General features: G+C 69.4%; 14 protein-coding genes. 7 read left to right on the top strand and 7 right to left on the bottom strand.

Annotated features, from left to right (window positions below):
• Positions 1–47: 47 nt before the first annotated feature.
• The 3 genes from IM660_RS05780 to IM660_RS05770 are packed head-to-tail and all read right to left on the bottom strand — an operon-like array spanning position 48 to position 7,582.
• Positions 48–3,356 carry an ATP-dependent helicase gene (locus IM660_RS05780; protein ID WP_246465166.1) on the bottom strand — a complete coding sequence of 1,103 codons (3,309 nt, stop codon included), beginning with the start codon at positions 3,354–3,356 and terminating at the stop codon, positions 48–50.
• Positions 3,353–6,688, bottom strand: coding sequence for an ATP-dependent helicase (locus IM660_RS05775; protein ID WP_193498430.1), 3,336 nt, complete (start codon positions 6,686–6,688; stop codon positions 3,353–3,355). The genes IM660_RS05780 and IM660_RS05775 overlap by 4 nt, the downstream gene beginning before the upstream one ends.
• Positions 6,689–6,724: 36 nt before the next feature.
• Positions 6,725–7,582, bottom strand: a complete 858-nt coding sequence (locus IM660_RS05770; protein WP_246465165.1) for a DUF3152 domain-containing protein — start codon at positions 7,580–7,582, stop codon at positions 6,725–6,727.
• 108 nt (positions 7,583–7,690) lie between these two features.
• Here IM660_RS05770 and IM660_RS05765 point away from each other — a divergent pair, with 108 nt between their 5' ends.
• Positions 7,691–7,933 carry a DUF3107 domain-containing protein gene (locus tag IM660_RS05765; protein ID WP_193498429.1) on the top strand — a complete coding sequence of 81 codons (243 nt, stop codon included), beginning with the start codon at positions 7,691–7,693 and terminating at the stop codon, positions 7,931–7,933.
• A gap of 17 nt (positions 7,934–7,950) precedes the next feature.
• Here IM660_RS05765 and IM660_RS05760 read toward each other — a convergent pair whose 3' ends face one another.
• Entirely contained in the window at positions 7,951–8,658 is a 708-nt protein-coding gene (locus IM660_RS05760; RefSeq protein ID WP_193498428.1) for a TetR/AcrR family transcriptional regulator C-terminal domain-containing protein, read from the bottom strand.
• A gap of 104 nt (positions 8,659–8,762) precedes the next feature.
• Here IM660_RS05760 and IM660_RS05755 point away from each other — a divergent pair, with 104 nt between their 5' ends.
• Both IM660_RS05755 and IM660_RS05750 read left to right on the top strand, forming a co-directional pair.
• A complete protein-coding gene (locus tag IM660_RS05755; RefSeq protein ID WP_193498427.1) occupies positions 8,763–9,500 on the top strand; it encodes a DUF4386 domain-containing protein in 738 nt (245 codons plus the stop codon).
• Positions 9,501–9,718: 218 nt separating this feature from the next.
• Entirely contained in the window at positions 9,719–11,314 is a 1,596-nt protein-coding gene (locus IM660_RS05750) for a DEAD/DEAH box helicase (protein WP_246465164.1), read from the top strand.
• A 123-nt stretch (positions 11,315–11,437) separates the two neighbouring features.
• On the opposite strand, the gene IM660_RS05745 is transcribed toward IM660_RS05750, so the two are convergent.
• On the bottom strand, positions 11,438–12,055 hold the full coding sequence (locus IM660_RS05745) for a MarC family protein (protein ID WP_193498426.1): 618 nt from the start codon (positions 12,053–12,055) through the stop codon (positions 11,438–11,440).
• Positions 12,052–12,894 (bottom strand): PHP domain-containing protein, encoded by an 843-nt coding sequence (locus IM660_RS05740; RefSeq protein WP_246465163.1) that lies wholly within the window; start codon positions 12,892–12,894, stop codon positions 12,052–12,054. Before IM660_RS05740 ends, IM660_RS05745 begins: the two co-directional genes overlap by 4 nt.
• A gap of 99 nt (positions 12,895–12,993) precedes the next feature.
• Between IM660_RS05740 and IM660_RS05735 the strand changes: the two genes are divergently transcribed.
• On the top strand, positions 12,994–14,556 hold the full coding sequence (locus tag IM660_RS05735; protein WP_193498425.1) for an aminopeptidase P family protein: 1,563 nt from the start codon (positions 12,994–12,996) through the stop codon (positions 14,554–14,556).
• Positions 14,557–14,560: 4 nt separating this feature from the next.
• Positions 14,561–16,024 carry a DUF2079 domain-containing protein gene (locus IM660_RS05730; protein ID WP_193498424.1) on the top strand — a complete coding sequence of 488 codons (1,464 nt, stop codon included), beginning with the start codon at positions 14,561–14,563 and terminating at the stop codon, positions 16,022–16,024.
• 67 nt (positions 16,025–16,091) lie between these two features.
• Here the strand turns inward: IM660_RS05730 and IM660_RS05725 are convergent, their stop codons facing one another.
• Positions 16,092–16,601 carry a YflT domain-containing protein gene (locus IM660_RS05725; RefSeq protein ID WP_193498423.1) on the bottom strand — a complete coding sequence of 170 codons (510 nt, stop codon included), beginning with the start codon at positions 16,599–16,601 and terminating at the stop codon, positions 16,092–16,094.
• A 124-nt stretch (positions 16,602–16,725) separates the two neighbouring features.
• Between IM660_RS05725 and IM660_RS05720 the strand changes: the two genes are divergently transcribed.
• Positions 16,726–18,009, top strand: coding sequence for a magnesium transporter MgtE N-terminal domain-containing protein (locus IM660_RS05720; protein ID WP_193498422.1), 1,284 nt, complete (start codon positions 16,726–16,728; stop codon positions 18,007–18,009).
• A complete protein-coding gene (locus IM660_RS05715) occupies positions 18,002–18,592 on the top strand; it encodes a DUF1003 domain-containing protein (protein WP_193498421.1) in 591 nt (196 codons plus the stop codon). The genes IM660_RS05720 and IM660_RS05715 overlap by 8 nt, the downstream gene beginning before the upstream one ends.
• Positions 18,593–18,601 lie beyond the last annotated feature (9 nt).

Below are 18,601 nucleotides of genomic sequence, written 5' to 3'. Positions count from 1 at the left end.
AACTATTGACTATTCAATGACATTCCCGAATACGAACGTGACCTCACTCACGACGGGATCGAGAGCCCGCCGAGCACAGCAGTGACGTCTTCCTCGCCCAGGTCATCGCCGCTGATGGTGACACCCTCAGCCACGTAGTAGAACGAGGCGCGGACCTCCGTCAGCGGCACGTGATGCAGCCGGGACCATGCGATCCGGTACAGGGCGAGCTGCATCTGCCGCGCCCGCGTGGACTCCGGGTCGCGTGGCGGAGAGCCGGTCTTCCAGTCGACGATGTGGACCCCGTTTCCTTCTGCGAACACCGCATCGATCCGACACCGGATCATCACCCCTTGCACGGGCGTCTCGATGTCGACCTCGACGTCCACCGGGGTGCGGCTCGCCCACTCGCTGGCGAGGAAGGCCCGCTGCATCTCGGCCAGAGCAGCATCGTCGGCGGATCCATCCTCGTCCTCGGCCCCGGGCAACGACTCCCAGTCGATCAGGGCGCGGCTGCCGAAGTACTGCTCCACCCAGGCATGGAACCGGGTACCGCGGCGCGCGTGCACGCTCGGCCGGAGGGGAACGGGGCGGCGGCGGGCGCGGCGGAACGCCTCGGCGTCCTGGGCGAGGGACACCACCGCGGACGCGGACAGGTGTGCCGGCGGCTCCGTGGTGAGGTTCCGGTTTCGCTCCCGCTCGGCCAGCAGCAACTCGGCCTCGCGCCACCATTGCTGCACGTCGGTAGGCAGCGATCCGGGCACGTCGTCCGCGCCATCGCGCCCCGGTGCCAGGGAGTCCCACCACCGCAGCCGCCACTCGCCCGTCCGGGACGGCGGAGCCGGCCAGGAGACCGCGGTGACATCGTCCTCGGCCGGGTTCGTCTCATGCGCGCTGGTCGCCGGCCACGCGCCACCGGTGTGCGCCAGCCCCACAGCGAGCACCTCCTCCAGGAACGGCGACGGACGGTTGACTGTCTTGCGCTCACCCCAGAAGGAGCCCGTGAGCAGGAGGTGGTGGCGCGCACGCGTGAGCGCGACGTAGGCGAGCCGCCGTTCCTCGTTCAGCAGGCGCTGCCCCTCGGCCAATCGAAACTCGGCGATGGCTTCCTCGACTCCGGAGTGTGTCGCGGGGGCAGCCAGGTCGAGTTCGGGTAGCGACGCGTGGTCTCCGCGCAGGGAGTACGGCAGGGAGGCGATCCCGGTGAGCCACCCGCTGCCTGTGTACGGCTTGTTCGGTGCCGGAGGCGGGGTGAACGATGGAAAGTCGCCCACATTCATCCCCACGACGGCCACCGTGTCCCACTCCAAGCCCTTGGCGGCGTGCACGGTCATCACCTGGATGGCGTGCGGATCGGGCTCAGCCTCCTCCACCTCCAGTCCACGCTCCTCGTCCTCAGCGACGTCCAGATACGTCAGGAAGGCCCCAAGGCTCGGAGCATCGGTGCTGTGGGCGAACTCCGCGGCCGCCGCTGTGAATGCGTCCAGATGGCGGCGCGCGTGGCCGGCGGAACCGCCGCTGGTCGCGAGCACCTCGATGTCGAGATCGAGGGCCTGCTCAGTGGCCGTCACCAGCTCAGGGACGGCGAGGTGGGTCAGCGAGCGGACGTGCCGAATCTGATCCGCGAGCCGGCTCAGCCGATCGCGGGCAACACTGCTCAGCGATCGACCCTGCCCGGTGCGCCACGAGTGCGGAGGCAGCCGGTCGATGGCCTCCACAAGACTGGCTAGCTCCACCGGTTCGAGGACCTCAGCCTTCTCGTCGGAGACGCTCCTCCGATCGGCTTCCGAGCGCTGGGTGGCTGCCTGCTGGCGGGCGCTGGTCTCCCACAGTGCACCGCTGCCGATATCGGCCCCGACGAGGGGGTCCTCGATGTCGCCTTCCTGCGCCCAGGCGCGCGCCTGGGCCCGGGACCACTCGGCGAGCACCCGCAGGTCGGTGGCTCCCAGATTCACACTCGGCCCGGTGAGCAGGCGCATCAGCGCGTCGCCGCGGGCGGGATCGTGGGCCACCTGCAGTGCGGCACGCACATCCGCAACCTCGGCAGTGGAGAGCAACCCGGCCAGGCCGACCACCTGGCAGGGCAGTCCCACCTCCCGTAGCGCACGCTCGATCACCGGGAACTGCACCCGTCGTCGGCACAGCACAGCAGCAGAGGAATCCGGTCGCCAGTGCCGGCGCATGAAGTCAGCGACGGTCGCCGCCTCCTCGACGGCCGTCTCGGGATAGCGGGCGTGCACGGCGCCGTCGCCGGCGCCCGGTCGGGGACGCAGCTCGACCACACCGCCCGTCCGTAGCGGGCCTGCTACGACGTTCGCGGCACGCAGCACCGCGAGGTCGTTGCGCCACGCGGTGGACAGATGCGCGGTCCGGGCCGGTTCGCCATCAGCGGCCGGAAAGGCGTCAGGGAAGTCGAGCAGGGTTCCGGCCGCAGCCCCGCGCCATCCATAGATCGCCTGGTTCGGATCCCCGACGGCGGTCACGGGGTGCCCCTCGGCGAACAACGCGCGCAACAGTTGGACCTGAGCGACGGAGGTGTCCTGGTACTCGTCCAGGAGCACCACCCGGTAGCGGGACCGCTCAGCGGCGCCGACGTCGGGCACCTGCATCGCCACAGTCGCAGCGATGCGGACCTGGTCACCGAAGTCGACCACACCATCGGTTCTCTTGCGGTCGATGAATGCCTCGACCAGATCCATCAGCTGCACTCTGGTGTGAAGCGAGGTGAGGAGCTTGCGGGCGGATTCCAGCGGACCCTTCGATCGCGATCCGGGCTCGATCTCCTTCTCGCTGACCTCGACCAGGATCCGCCGCATCTCCTCCGCCGCTTCGCGCGGGCTTCGACCATGCTCAGAGAGCTCCGCTGCGACGGCCGCCACAGCATCGATCACGGTGGTCACCGCCGAAGGCGTCTCGATGTTCCCGCCCCAGGTGTTCACGACCACCTCGGCGAGCTGGTAGCGCCCGGCGTCACCGATCAAGGTGGCATCCGGATCCACGCCGATGCGCAGGGCATGATCAGCGACGATCGCCGCCGCATAGGAGTTGTAGGTCGCGATCCTGGGCCGGTCAGCCACCGAATCCCCGATCGTCACCCCGGCCCGCTGCAGCCGTCGCAACCGCGAACGGATCCGCGCTGACAGCTCGGCGGCAGCCTTCCTGGTGAACGTCAGCCCCAGGATCTCTCCCGGTGCAGTGATGCCGTTGGCCACCAGGTACACGACGCGGGAGGCCATCGTCTCGGTCTTACCTGACCCTGCTCCTGCCACGACGAGCATGGGATCGAGGCCCGCCTCGATCACCGCCTGCTGCTCATCGGTCGGCGGCGGCTGCCCGAGCGTCTCGGCGATCCGTGCTGCGGTCCACACGATGCTCACAGCTGGAGCCTCCCGCCATTCTGCTGTGCCGGGCAGGACGTCCGCACCGGGCAGATCCGGCAGCGGGGGTTCGGCCGGGCCTCGAAGGTCGCGGCAGCCATCGCAGCGGCTCCGGACAAGACCGTCTCCTCGGCCCATCCCGGTTCCGGGTCTTCCGCGAGCGGCCGCTGCTCCCGCTGCGAGACCTTCTTGGTCCCGGCGCCGAGGTAGACCAGCGCAGCACCGTCGGAGGCTCCCTCACTATCGACGCCGCCCTCGTCCGCGCCAGGTTCTGACGCGCCCGGCGACGACTCGGCGGCCAGTGCCGCGAAAGCACCGTGCTGGACGGCAACCTGGTAGCTGCCCAGTTGCGGATGACGTTCAGCCTCCGGCTTGGACACTGGCGTCTTACCGGTCTTGAGGTCGACGATCCGTAGACCGGTCGAGGTGTGCTCGACCCTGTCGACACGCCCGCGCAGCCGCACGCCGCCATCATCGAGGTCGACCGAGAACTCGACCTCGGCGGCTACCGGCCGGTCGGCCCGTTCGGCGATGTACTGGGCCAGTTTGCGCATGATGTCCTCGCCTCGCTCTCGCTCGCGGCGTGCGACCCATCCATCTCCTAGATCGAGCTCGTGCCAGCGCTCGGCAAGTGCCGCCAGCAGCTCCGGCTCACTACCGCGCGGATGCTGGGCAGCGATCTCGTGCACCAGGTTGCCCAGACCTTGCGCGGCGGAGTCGCCTGGGCGTCCACCGTGCCGGGTCAGTGCCCACCGCAGGGGGCAGGTGGTCACGTCCTCGAGAGTGGAGGGCGAGACCGTCACAGGCTCCCCCTCTTCCCACAGCGGACTGGTCGTGCTGGGACTACGGAAGGTGGGCCACTGCCCCGGGTCGGCTCCATGAACGTGGTGTTCGGCTAGATGTGAGAGCAGCGCGGCCGCCGCACGCACGCGGCGGTCAGCGCCCACGTCACTGAGCACATCGCCACTGGACACATCACGACCGAGCACATCACCACTGGGCACATCGTGACCAGCATCTCCCGCCCCGGCCAGCGCGGGTCGCAACTCACCCCGCAGTCGCCCGACCAGCCCGCGCAGGTCCAACGGAGCCGCCACCGGCGTCACAGCGGGGAGTTCCTCATCGTCGGGCAGCAACGTCTCCACGAACACCGACGGCCGGGCATCGGTATCGAGCACGGCCGTGACCAGAAGATCCCGACGAGCTCGTGAGCACGCGGACACGAATGTGCGCAGCTCACCCTCGTAGACCTCACGACGAGCCCGGCGGAAGGCATCCACCTCGGCCCGTCCGGCACGATCAGTGGTCGCCACGTGGCGTTCGGTGGCGATATCGGCCAGCTGCGCCGCCCCCAGGAGCGTGTCCCGGATCCGCAGGTCCGGCCAGGTGTCATCCTGCACCCCGGCCACCACCACCACATCCCACTCGCCGCCGGCTGCTCCCGCCGGTGTGTGCACGGCCACCGCGTCACCGGCGTCTCCGTGCGCAGCCAACGTATCCGCTGGGAAGTCCTGAGCTGCGAGGTGTTCGAGGAACTTCGCCGGCGAGGCGAGCGTGCTGCGGTCGACGAACTGTTCCGCCGCACGGAAGAGCGCCATCACCGCGTCGAGATCGGTGTCCGCCCGATCCCCTCCGGAACCGCCTGCCAACGCCCGCCGCTGCCACGCGGACGCGAGCCCGGTGGCGTCCCAGATCTCCCAGAGCACCGTCTCCACGGTGGCACCGTCTCGGGCGAGTTCCTCAGCCCCAGCGGTCAGCACTCGCAGCACGGAGCGCACGCCACGGGCCAGCCGCTCCGGAAGTGCACTCACCGGGTCGGCGGACTCCACTGCCACCTCACTGCCCCCGTCAGGCTGCACCACAGGAGAGAACAGGTCGCTGAGCAGATCCTCCGAGAGCCGGCCCCCGCCGTCGGAGCGCTCCTGGTGCCGGAGGGCACGCCGCAATGCCCGCACCCCGACGGCGTCAAGACCACCGAGCGGGGACGTGAGGAGCGCCGCCGCATCCTGGGGCGCCACCTCCGCGGCGATCGCGCAACGCAGCGCGACGAGTAGCGGTCGCACTGCCGGTTCTTCACGCAAAGGCCGGTCCGCGGTGGCCATCGCGAGCGGAACCCCGGCCGTGCGTAGCCCCCGCCGTACGGCGCCGACCAGCGATCCCGACCGCACGATCACTGCCATCTGCGACCAGGGCACGCCATCGTGCACGTGCTTCTCTCGCAGATGGCGAGCGATGTAGGCGACCTGCTGCGCCTCACTAGCCACCAGAACCGCCCCGACCCGGGCGGGCCCATCCTCGGCCGGGGCGCGCCGCCGTCGTGTCTCGCCCATGACGGGCAACGGCTCGGTCAAGGTGATCAGGGCGTTGCGGATCGGAGCCGGGTGCCGCCATACCTGGTCCAGCACATGCGCCTGTGCTCCCCACGCGCCGTCCTGCCCAGGCGGCAACGTGGCGGTGTGCAGCAACGCCGGCACTCCGCCCCGGAACTGCTGAACAGCCAGGTCCGGGTCTCCGAGCACCGCGATCTGGCTGCCATCCTCGGCAAACGTGTCCAGCAGCCGCGCAGTGGCCAGGGTGGCGTCCTGGTAGTCGTCGTGCAGGACCAGCGACCACCTGGGCCGGGGCGCCTCCGGCACGGCCTGAGCCCACGTGCGCAGCGCGATCACCGCCTCGTCGACGATGGTGGCGGCGTCATAGCGCGCGCCACGGTCAGGTGTGGTCTGTCCGAGGGTCAGAACCTGGGTGTACTCGGTCAGCAGCTGCCCGGCCGCGCGCCACTCGGGCCGTCCGTAGTGCTCACCCCATGCGGCGAGTCCGTCGCCGTCGAGTCCCGCCTCCGCTGCGCGCATGAGCAGATCTCGCAACTCGTGCCGGAAGGCACGCAGACCGAGAGTCTCCGCACCGATCGACGCGGGCCAGTCGATCGGCGCCCCGTCACCGACGGCATGGCCGGCCAGCAGGTCGGCGAGGATCTGGTCCTGCTCCGGTCCGGTGACCAGGGTGGGTGGCGGTTCCCCGAGGTGGCTGGCCCGCAGCCGCAGGATCGCGAACGCCAGTGACGCAGGCGTCCGAACCAGGACTGAACCCGTGGTCCGCTGCAGCCGGGACGCGATCTCGTCTCGCACCTGCGCTGCACGCCGCCGCGTCGGGACGAGCAGCACCGCCTCACCCCGGCCCTCGGTGACCCAGTCGGTCAGGGTGAGAGCCGCCGTCGTGCTCTTCCCCGAACCTGGTGCACCGTGCACCACGTGGTGCCCCCCAGCCCGGATGGCCTGACGCGCGGCCTCAGCCGCGTCGCTGAGGCGCGTGACGAAGGCAGTGGTCGAAGGCACGAGACGATCACATCATGCCCCACCGACATCGGTGAATCAGGGGGCGACCCATCCGTTCGGCTGGCATCCTTGCAGTGAGATCGTCTGCTGCTGCATGACATGGGCGACGTCGCCCGCAGCAGGACAGTCCCGATGCTGGTGCCCGAGCAGGTGTCCGACCTCATGGGTGACCAGGTAGTGCCGGTAGTCGGTGATGGTCGCCTCGGCGAGGAAGGCATCGGTCGCGTTCGCCCACCGGACGGCGTTGAGCACCGCGTGGCCCTCCCGCCCGCAGGAGTACTCCCCCACCGTGCGCAACGGTGCACACATCCGGTCGGTGAGTTCGGGAGAGGCCAGCACCACCCGCATGTCCGCCTCACCGTCGGTGCGGGCGAAGACCAGATCACCCTGGTGCCCCCACCCACGGGGATCATTGAGAGTCGTCATGACGAAGTCGCCGAACACCTCGGCATCGATGGCCAGGCCCTCCTCCACCTCGACCCGCACGTCGATGGTTCGCTCGGCTTCCTGCGGTGCGTCGTCCGCGCCTGAGACGATGATCAGTTCGCCTGAGCCCGCAGCCGGGACCTCGCGGTCGAGGACGCCCGCCTCCCGATCTGCTCGCTCGGCGGCGGTGAGGGCCGGGGGAGTTTCAGGAACCGGGTCCGGCTGGATGGGATCCGGCTGAGCGGGGTCGATCGGGACACCATCGGACGAGGGCCCGGCGAGCGTGGGCGCCGGGGCCGGGGCCGGGGGCCGCTGCTGGCTCCGGCTGGCGTCGTCGGCACGTATGACAACGGGCTGGTCCATCTGCGGTGCGTGTGCGGCCACCTGCGCCATGAGCATCACACCGAGCGCCACCACACCCATAGCGGTCAGAGCCGCGAGGAGGCGAAGGGAACGCGGGAGGCGCATGAGTCCATCGTCTCATCTTCGAGGGACATACGATGGTGCACAGAAGCGAACCAATCACCGTCCCGCGGCCTGCCGTCGCGGGACATCCCGACAGAGCACGGAGAGAACGTGGACATCACCATCGGCGTCAAGCACATCAACCGCGAGCTGGCCCTGGAGGTCTCCGATGACGCGGATGCCATCGTGGCTGCCGTCAACGAGGCACTCGACAAGGCCGCCGACGGCGACTCCTCAGCCGTCCTGGACCTCACCGACGCCAAGGGGCGCCGGGTTGTCGTGCCGGTCACCTCCCTCGGATTCGTCGAGATCGGAGCGCCCACGCCGCGGCCGGTGGGCTTCGGCGCCATCTGATACTCGCCGTCGGAACTTCATACTGAATCCGCCTGGAGTTGGCGGGCGAGCCCGTCCAGCAACAGGTCGAGGGTGAACTCGAACTCGCGCTGCGAGTCGCACCAGCCGAGCGGATCCTCATCGTGATCGTGCAGTTCGGCGGCCACCATCGTCGTCAGGTGCGGGAGGCGTTCGGCCATCGCCGCGAGGTCGGCCTCGGCGGCCCCCTCGTCGACCTGCCCGCCTGAGTCGGCGGGATTGAACAGCTCCTGCGCGAAACCGAGCGCCATACTCCCCAGGCTGTGCAACGCCTGGTGCGCCAGGTGGTAGGTGAAGCCGCCACCGACCAGTACGGCAAGAATCTCCTCGAAGTACAGGTAGAGCGGCGCCGGGATCGTCGGCCGCGACCCGATCAGCCCGGGCGCCCACGAGTGACGCACCATGACGGTGCGCGCGATCAGGCACCGCCGCCTGAGGGAAGCGTGCCAGTCCTCACTCGCCGGTGACGCGGCCGCCTCGGCGAGACCGACCTCCGTCAGAACCTCTCCGACGACGGACTCCACCAGCCCGTCCAGCAGTTCCTCCTTGTTCCGCACGTGGTGATAGAGAGACATCGCCTCGACCTCCAGGTCGCCGGCAACCCGGCGCATGGTCACCGCCGGCAACCCGTCGACATCGGCGATCCTCAGAGCCGCGGACAGCACCCGGTCGCGGCTCAGTGGTGCGCGCGCTTTCCCGTCGCTCATCCGTCCTCCTTGGCTGTCGCGGTCAATGACTCCTCAGACCATTGTTGACGAACCTTACGTCGTATGGTTGCCTTACGGCGTAAGAACCACGACAGGAGATCGCCATGACCACGACCACACCGCCCGCCCTGGGCACGAACGAGGCCGACGAGCAGCGCACGCGCGTCCGGACGGCACGCATCACCGGGCTGCTCTACCTGGGCCTCGGCGTGACGGGGATGCTGGGCTTCCTGGCGATCCGCAGCCAGCTGTTCGTCCCCGACGATGCTGCTGCCACGCTGGCGAACCTGAACGCACACTCTGTCCTCACCCGATTCGGTGTCGCCTTGGAAATGGGCGCTGTCATCGCCCAGACGCTCACCGCTGTGTGGTTCTATCGCCTCTTCCGGACTATGAGCCCGTTCGCCGCGGCCGCGCTCGCAGTTTTCGGGCTGATGAACGCCGTAGCGATCATGGGAAGCGCCACTCTGCTGGCCACTGCAGCCTCAGTGGCCGCAGACCCGGGGAGCGCAATCGCCGGGGATCCCGCCGGGACGGTGCAGCTCTCCTATGTCATCGCCGACCACTTCTGGAGTGCAGGCACCCCGTTCTTCGGCCTCTGGCTGATCCCGATGGGCCACCTGGTCCTCACCTCGGGTTGGCTGCCGGCCCCGCTCGGCTGGACGCTGTTGGTCGGTGGCGCGGGCTACCTGCTGAGTGCGTTCGTGGCCTATCTCCTGCCGGGAGCAGGCACGCTCGCTGGTCTGCTCACCGTGCCCGCCACCGTGGGCGAGTTCTGGACCCTGGGATATCTGATCGCCGTCGGCGTGCGACGCACACCAGCAGCACGGAAGGAGGTGTAGCGCACACCAACGGCGGGATCGGCCCACCCAGGCAGTAGCATGGATGGCGTACACGGTTGCCCGGTCGCCCGAACAGGTAGATCACGCGATATTCGCCAGCACGGCTGGCACTGACATTCTGCGATCGGCTACCACGACCAGGTGAGACTCGTCCGCCCCGCGCAGCGTGGGCGCAGGCGTGCGGCGCGATCCACCGAGAAGCGAACAGGTTCACATCCGTGACTGACAACATCCAGACCGACGAGGCTGTCGAGAATCTCGACGCCCTCGTCAGCGAGACCGTCGAGGCCGGCGAGATCGCCGACCCGCACGCCGAGGTCGCCAAGACGTTCGCCGATTTCGGTGTCCGTGACGACATCGCCGGCGCGCTCAGCGACGTCGGTATCACCCACCCATTCCCCATCCAGGCGCTCACCCTGCCCGTGGCACTGCAGGGCCGGGACATCATCGGCCAGGCCAAGACCGGCACCGGCAAGACCCTGGGCTTCGGCGTACCGCTGCTCCAGGCAGTCATCGCGCCAGGTGAGGACGGCTGGGACGATCTGCGTGATGCGGGCAAACCGCAGGCGCTGGTCATCGTCCCCACCCGCGAGCTCGCGGTGCAGGTGGCCGGTGACCTGACCACAGCCTCGCGGCGCCGCAAGGTCCGCGTGCTCCAGGTCTACGGAGGCCGCGCCTACGAACCGCAGATCGAGGCACTCGTGAAGGGCGTCGAGGTCGTCGTCGGAACTCCGGGCCGCATGATCGACCTGCTCAAGCAGCGACACCTCGACCTCGGCAAGGTGCGCACCGTGGTGCTCGACGAGGCCGACGAGATGCTCGACCTCGGCTTCCTGCCGGATGTGGAGACGCTCCTCGCCTCCACCCCGGCCACGCGGCACACGATGCTCTTCTCGGCCACCATGCCGGGCCCGGTCATCGCGATGGCCCGCCGGTACATGACGCGGCCCACGCACATCCACGCCCACGACCCGGGTGACGAGGGTGCCACCCTCAAGACCACCCGCCAGCTTGCCTACCGTGCCCACGCGATGGACAAGGTTGAGATGCTCGCCCGGATCCTGCAGGCCGAGGGCCGGGGGCTGACGATCGTGTTCGCCCGCACCAAGCGCACCTGTGCGAAGGTGGCGGACGACCTCAACGACCGCGGGTTCGCCGCGGCGGCGATCCACGGCGACCTGGGCCAGGGGGCACGGGAACAAGCATTGCGTGCCTTCCGCAACGGCAAGGTCGACGTGCTGGTGGCGACCGACGTCGCTGCCCGCGGTATCGACATCGACGACGTCACGCACGTGGTGAACTACCAGTGCCCCGACGACGACAAGACCTACGTGCACCGCATCGGGCGCACCGGTCGTGCCGGCAACACCGGGACCGCGATCACCTTCGTGGACTGGGACGACATGCCCAAGTGGAACCTCATCGACCGCACCCTGGAGCTGGGGCTCGGCGAGCCGCCGGAGACGTACTCCTCCTCCGGCCACCTGTACGCCGATCTCAGCATTCCTGAGGGAACCAAGGGGCGGCTGCCGCGAGCGGCACGCACCCGCGCCGGGCTCGGAGCCGAAACGGTCGAGGATCTCGGCGAGACCGGCAAGGGCGGTGGCAAGGGTCGCGGGCGTGGCCACGGACGCTCCGATGAGGGCCGCGGCGGCCGGGGCGCAGGACGTAGCGAAGGCCGTGGCCGTGGTGGTGACGGACAGCGTTCGGGTGAGAGCCGCCGTCACGCGGGAAACAGCGGTGAGAACACCGGGGGTGAGGGGCAGCAGCGGCGCCGGCGCCGCCGCACTCGCGGAGGCCGCCCCACCGAATAGCACGATCCCAGCATCACGTGGGTGAGGTTGTCGTCGATCCTGGCGCCAGTATCGACGACAACCTCACCCGGACAACCATGCCGACGGTAGCGATGACCTCAGCGAGGACCCACCCCGAGGGCTTCAGCCCGCCAGCACGAACGCCCGCACCGCATCGGCGATGAGTTGCACCGCGATGGCCGCCAGCAGCAGGCCCGCGATCCTCGTCACCAAGATGGTGCCTCCCTCACCCAGCACCCGGTGGATGATGCCGGCGAACCGCATGGCCAGGAACAGGCAGAGGTGCACGGCCACGATCGCGGCCACGATCGCGGCCCACTCAGCCGCACTGCCCTCGGACCCCTGGACCGCGAGCATCGCGGCGACGATCGCACCCGGGCCGGCCAGCAACGGCGTCCCCAGCGGAACCAGTGCCACGTTCACCTTTCCCGACGGCGTCGGTTCCTCGGTCTTACCGGTAAGCAGGTCCATCGCCACCAGGAGTAGCAACAAACCGCCTGAGGCCTGCAGCGCCGGCACCGAGATGTGCAGGAAGTTCAGCAGGTGCTGGCCGAACAGCATGAACACCACGATCACCCCGAACGCCACGCTCACCGCCTGAAGCGCCGCCTTCGCGCGCTGTTTGGCGGTCATAGTGGATGTCAACGCCAGAAAGACCGGCACCGTCCCGGGCGGGTCCATGATCACGAACAACGTCAGGAACGTGGTGGCGAACAAGGTCCCGTCGATCACTGCGCTCACGGGAACAGCACCCCCAGCGATCCAGCGGCCGCAATCGCATCAAGCACGGCTTCCGACGACGTCTCCTCCCCCAGGCGGTTCGGCTTGCCGACTCCGTGGTAGTCGCTCGCCCCGGTGACGAACAGTCCCAGCTCACCGGCGAGCGCCCGCAACCGGGCCCGGTCGGCACCGGTGTGGTCGCGGTGGTCGACCTCCAGGCCGGCCAGCCCCGCATCCGCCATCTCACGCACGACGTCGTCGGCGACGATCCGCCCCCGCACACTCGCTCGCGGGTGCGCGAACACCGGCACTCCACCCGCTGCCCGCACCATCCGGACCGCCTCGACGGCGTCCGGGGCGTGGTAGCGCACGTAGTAGCGACTCGACGGCGCCAGGATCGAGGCGAAGGCGGCCGACCGGTCCGGCACCACACCGGCTGCCACGAGCGCGTCGGCGATGTGCGGGCGGCCGAGAGTGGCCCCGTCAGCCGCCTGGGCGGCGACGTCCTCCCACGAAATGTCGAAGTCGTCGGTGAGCCGGTCCACGATGGCCCGGGCCCTGCCGTCCCGGGACGTACGCGAACGTTCGAGCTCGGCGGCGAGGGGAGCGTCGCCGGGGTCGTGCAGATAGCTGAGCAGGTGCACGCTGATTCCTCCTGCCGTACAGGAGATCTCGGCACCGCGCAGCAGCCCCACTCCCGTCTCCGGCACCGCGGCCGCCGCCTCATCCCACCCGGCGGTGGTGTCGTGGTCGGTCAGGGCCACCACGTCGAGCCCGGCGGTCGCGGCCTCAGCCAGCAGATCGGCGGGCGCGGAGGTTCCGTCGGACACGCGCGAATGCGTGTGGAGATCGATGCGCACGCTGTTCAGCATACGAGACGCAGGCACAACCGCCGGGTGCCCGGCCCATCGTGCCGGCGCCGATCCGCATCGTGCGCCGGGGTTTGCGATCATGGGTGCATGGTCTCTTCCGAGGACGTCACCACGCCCACCGAACCGAGCGGGCGCGACGAGCAGGGCAGCACCGGGCAACAGCTCGCCGATCGAGGCTCGAACCGATCCCAGCGCCCGAGCTCGGACGCTTTCCGCGCCTTCATCGCCTCCGACTGGGCACCCCGTCGCCGCGACTCGCCCTCCCGGGCTGGTGTCGCCGACCATGCCCAGGGCCGCCGGGAACGGCTCAGCGACCTCTTCCCCGGTGACCGGCTGGTGCTCCCAGCCGGGCCGCTGAAGGTCCGCTCGAATGACACCGACTACCGGTTCCGCCCCCACTCGGCCTTCGCGCACCTGACCGGTCTGGGCACGGACGAAGAACCGGACGCCGTCCTCGTCCTGCACCCGGAGCTAGGCGGCGGCCACGAGGCCGTCCTGTACTTCCGCCCGCTCGCGGCCCGTGACACCGAGGAGTTCTACGCTGACGCCCGCTACGGGGAGTTCTGGGTCGGTGCCCGGCCGACGCTGGAGGAGCTGGAAGCTCGGACTGGCATACGCTGCGCACACATCGACGAGCTCGGCGACGCTCTCGCCAAGGACGCCGGTCAGGTCCGCCTGCGGGTGGTCCCGGAGGCGGACGAGGCCGTGACCGCCCTCGTCGAGTCCGTACGTGCGGCCACGGGGCAGGAGACCGGTGCCGAGGTCGTCGAGGCGCGAGCCGCCGAGGACGCTGCTCTTGCTGAGGCACTCTCCGAGCTGCGGCTGGTCAAGGACGAGTGGGAGGTCAACGAGCTCCGGCTCGCCGTGAACGCCACCATCGAGGGTTTCGCCGACATCGTCCGAGCGCTCCCTCGCGCCACCGGGCACCGCCGCGGCGAGCGTGTGATCGAGGGAGCATTCGGCGCCCGCGCCCGGGAGGAGGGCAATGGCACCGGCTACGACACCATCGCCGCCGCCGGGGACCACGCCACCACCCTGCACTGGATCCGCAACGACGGTCCGGTGCGCTCCGGTGAGCTGGTCCTCGTCGATGCCGGTGTGGAGGTCGATTCCCTCTACACCGCCGACGTCACCCGCACTCTGCCGGTCGACGGTACCTTCACCGACGTCCAGCGCCGGATCTACCAGGCCGTGCTCGATGCCGCCGACGCGGCGTTCGCCGCCGCGAAGCCTGGCCTGAAGTTCCGCGACGTGCACACAGCCGCCGTGACCGTGCTGGCGCACCGGCTCGCCGAGTGGGGCCTGCTCCCGGTCAGCGCCGAGGAAGCACTCACCCCGGATGGGCAACAGCACCGCCGGTGGATGCCGCACGGGACGAGTCACCATCTCGGCCTCGACGTGCACGACTGCGCCCAGGCTCGCCGCGAGATGTACCTCGATGCCGAGCTGGTGCCAGGGATGGTCTTCACGATCGAACCGGGCCTGTACTTCAAGGCCGACGACGAGGCAGTTCCGCCGGAGAACCGCGGGATCGGGGTCCGCATCGAGGACGACGTGCTGGTCACCGCCACCGGTGTGGAGAATCTCTCCGCAGCTCTGCCCCGGCGGTCCGATGAGGTGGAGGCCTGGATGGCCTCGTTGCGTTCCTGAGCACGTGCCGGACACCGAACCTGCCCTCCCCGACGGCGGCCCTTCCGCCGACGAGATCACCTCACCCGAGCCCGGGGGCCGGTGGGGCGGAGTACGTGGCCGCCCGCGCCTGCTGACCGCGGCGGCCGTGGGTGTACTCACCAGCGCCGTGTATGTGCTGTTCTCGGTACGGCAGTGGGCACGCTTCGAGTCACCCTCCTGGGACCTGGGCATCTTCACCCAGCTGCTGCGCGCCTATGCGGAGGTGCGCAGTCCGATCGTCCCGATCAAGGGTGAGGGGTTCATGCTCCTCGGCGATCACTTTCACCCGCTCCTGGCGCTCCTGGCTCCCTTCTACGCCGTCGCACCCTCCGGGCTGACCCTGCTGGTGCTGCAGAACGTGCTGATCGGGATCTCAGCGGCCGTGCTCACCGGGTGCACGGTCCGGCACCTGGGAGTAGGTGCCGGTTCACTCATCGGTCTCGCGTACGGACTCTCGTGGGGGCTGCAGAGCGCCGTGGCGTCCCAGTTCCACGAGATCGCACTCGCACTCCCCTTCCTGACCGCCAGCTGCGCGGCGCTGGTGCGGCGCGACCATCGGGCGGCCGTGCTGTGGGCGTTGCCGTTGCTGGGAATCAAGGAGGATCTCGGCCTGACGGTGGCGATGGTGGGCGTGGTCGCCGCGCTGCGTGGATCACGTCGGCTCGGTCTGGTAACCGCCGTCGGTGGGGTGGGGGCGTTCGTGCTGGTCACGCAGGTGATCCTCCCGGCCCTGAACCCGGACGGGGTGTGGGACTACGCCGACGATTCGATCGTGGCGACGCTACTTGCTGACCCGGGTGCCGCCGTCGGGACCTTGTTCACCGGTGCGGGCGCGAAGGCGAGCCTGGTGGTCATGGTGTTCCTGCCGACGGCGTTCCTCGCCCTGCGCAGCCCGCTCGCGCTGATCACGCTGCCCACCTTCGCGTGGCGCCTGAGCTCGGACGTGCCGTTCCACTGGAGCACCGACTGGCACTATTCAGCGATCCTGATGCCGGTGGTGCTGTGCGCCACCGTCGATGCGCTGCTGGTCCTGAGATGGCGGCGCTACGCCGCGGCGATCGGTGCGGGCCTGCTGGCACTGGCGGTGGCCATCACCACCCAGTTCCCGCTGTGGCGGCTCGCCGATGCCGGCTATTACCGTGACTCGGCCGACGTCGCGGGCGCCGAGCAGGTACTCGCGGCGATCCCTGACGGGGCGAGCGTCGCCACCGACATCACGCTCATGGCCTATCTAGCGCCCCGCACCACGGTGTACTGGGTGGGCAACGTCAGCGCAGCCGTGGGTCCCGATCCGGTCGACTACGTCGTCGTGCACACAGGCTCCGGTGTCTACGGCCAGGATCCTCCGCAGGACGTGGTCGCCTACGCGACTGCGAAGTTCCCCGGAAGCGTGTTCACCGAGGTGCTCGACGCCGGTGGGTTCCTGGTGGCCGAGCGGGTGGGGTGATCGTCCGCGAGCGGTGATGCCGGCTCGTCGACCGCAACCGGGTCAGTCGTCAGTTCTGGGTCCGTCGTCAGCTGCCGAAGGAGGGCGGCTCGGCGCCACGCTCCTGCGCCAGCGTTCCGAGCAGCTCGCGGGCCGCGGACGCCTTCTCTGCGAGGCACAGGATCGCGAAGGATCCTGCCACCACCTGAGAGGTGGAGGTGAAGTCACGCTTGCCGCCGGACATCGCATAGGCAATCACGGCGAACAGCATCCCCGCCCCGGCGCCGAGCAACAGCGCCGGAAGCAGCGCCGTCACAAGGTCCCCACCGAAGAGATACAGCAGGATGCCGATGAAGAAACCGAAGTAGGCACCAGAAGCCGCGCCCCGCAGCGCGACGTTCGGGTAGGTGCGCCGGCCCGTGATCCGCTCCACCATCTTCAGGTCGGTGCCGACGATGGTCACGGCACTCACCTGGAACTCGCGGTCCGCGAGGAAGTCGACCGCACGCTGGGCCTCGAGGTAGCTGTCGTAGGTGGCGATCTCTTCACCGCGCGGCTGCATCCCGGCCCGCGGGTCGGTCGGATTCATAGCTGGCATGGGGCAATTGTCCCCCACCAGTAACGGCCGTGTCATCCATAACGTCACCGTCGGGTCAAACTCCAGCGTTCACGCGCCTCGCCCATCTGCCCATGCGGGGCCCCGCTGACATAGGCTGACCACTGTGAGCACGACCACCACGCGGATCTTCGTCGCCCGGCTCGCCGGGATCGGCGTCTTCGACCCCCTCGGGGACCGTGTGGGCCGGGTGCACGATGTGGTGGTGCTGCTGCGGGTACGCCAAGCACCCCGCGCCGTCGGGCTCGTCGTGGAGGTCCCCGGTAAACGCCGGGTGTTCCTTCCGCTCTCCCGGGTGACGGCGATCGATCCGGGCGCCGTCATCACGAACGGGCTGCTGAACCTGCGCCGGTTCCAGCGGCGTGCGGCCGAGACCCTCGTGATGGGGCAGCTGCTCGACCGCGTGGTCTCGCTGCGGGACGGCAGTGGGGAGGTCACCATTCAGGACGTCGGCTTGGAGCAGCAGCGCAACCGCGACTGGCTGGTGACCAAGCTGTTCGTCCGGGACGAACGGCCCGGCACTGGTCGCCGCTTCTTCGGGCGTGGGCACACGTCGGTGATCGACGTCAACGACATCACGGGGCTGGCGCCCTCAGCGGCGCAGCAGGGCGCGACGGCCCTGCTCGCGACGATGGACGATCTCAAACCCGCTGATCTCGCGGATGTGGTGCACGACCTGCCCGAACGACGACGCATCGAGGTGGCATCGGCGTTGCCTGACGAACGGCTGGCCGATGTCCTCGAAGAGCTCGGTGACGACGACCGGGTGGCTATCCTCTCCGCCCTTGCCGCTCAGCGCGCAGCACAGGTGCTCGACGAGATGCAGCCCGATGATGCGGCTGACCTGATCGCCGAACTCCCGACGCACAAGGCGAGTGAACTGCTGGATCTGATGGAGCCGGACGAGGCCGAGGACGTGCGCCGGCTGCTGGTCTACGACGACAACACCGCCGGTGGTCTGATGACGACCGAACCGGTGATGCTCGGACCCGAAGCGTCGGTGGCAACGGCTCTGGCACACGCGCGCCGCCAGGACGTCACCCCCGCCCTGGCGGCGATGATCTTCGTCACCCGCCCGCCGCAGGAGACCCCGACCGGGAAGCTGCTCGGCGTGATCCATCTGCAACGGATGCTGCGTGAGCCGCCGCACGAGGCGATCGGTGGCCTGCTGGACAAGGACATCGAAGCCGTCGGCCCGCAAGCGCCGATCGGCCGGATCACGCGGCTGCTGGCCACCTACAACCTGACAGCACTGCCCGTGGTGGACGAACAGCGCCGGCTGCTCGGCGCCGTCAGCGTTGACGATGTGCTCGACCACCTGCTCCCTGAGGACTGGCGGGAGGCCGACGACGAGGTGACCGACGCGGCGATGGGGGGCAACGGTGTCTGATCGTCTCGACACGCCACGGACGAACCGGCGCCGCCTGTTCCCCCGCCGCAGGAACAAGGACGCGTTCGGCAAGGCCGCTGAGGCGATCGCCACATTCATGGGAACACCGCGGTTCCTGCTGTACATGACGCTGTTCTGCGGAACGTGGCTGGCATGGAACTCGCTGGCACCGGAGTCGCTCCAGTTCGACCCACGGGCGCTGAACTTCACCCTCCTCACCCTGATGCTCTCGCTCCAGGCGTCCTACGCGGCACCGCTGATCCTGCTGGCACAGGACCGGCAGACCGACCGCGACAGGGTCACGGCCGAGCAGGACCGGCAGCGGGCCGAACGCAATCTCGCCGACACCGAGTTCCTGGCGCGGGAGATGGCCTCTCTCCGGTTGGCACTGAACGACGTCGCCACCCGCGACTTCGTGCGCAGCGAACTGCGCAGCCTGCTGGAGGAGCTGCAGGCCGAGCGAGAGGTCCCCGCCCTGGACGAGCAGCCGGCGGGCTCAGGCAAGCAACCCCCGGGCGAGACCACGTCCCACGGTGTATCCGGGACCACACCCGCGGACGGCGGCAGCGAGTCGCGGACGTAGACTCGAGAC

It is taken from the genome of Ruania alkalisoli (assembly GCF_014960965.1).
In the GTDB taxonomy this organism is placed as follows: domain Bacteria; phylum Actinomycetota; class Actinomycetes; order Actinomycetales; family Beutenbergiaceae; genus Ruania; species Ruania alkalisoli.
This window is presented reverse-complemented; position numbering and strand designations above follow the sequence as displayed.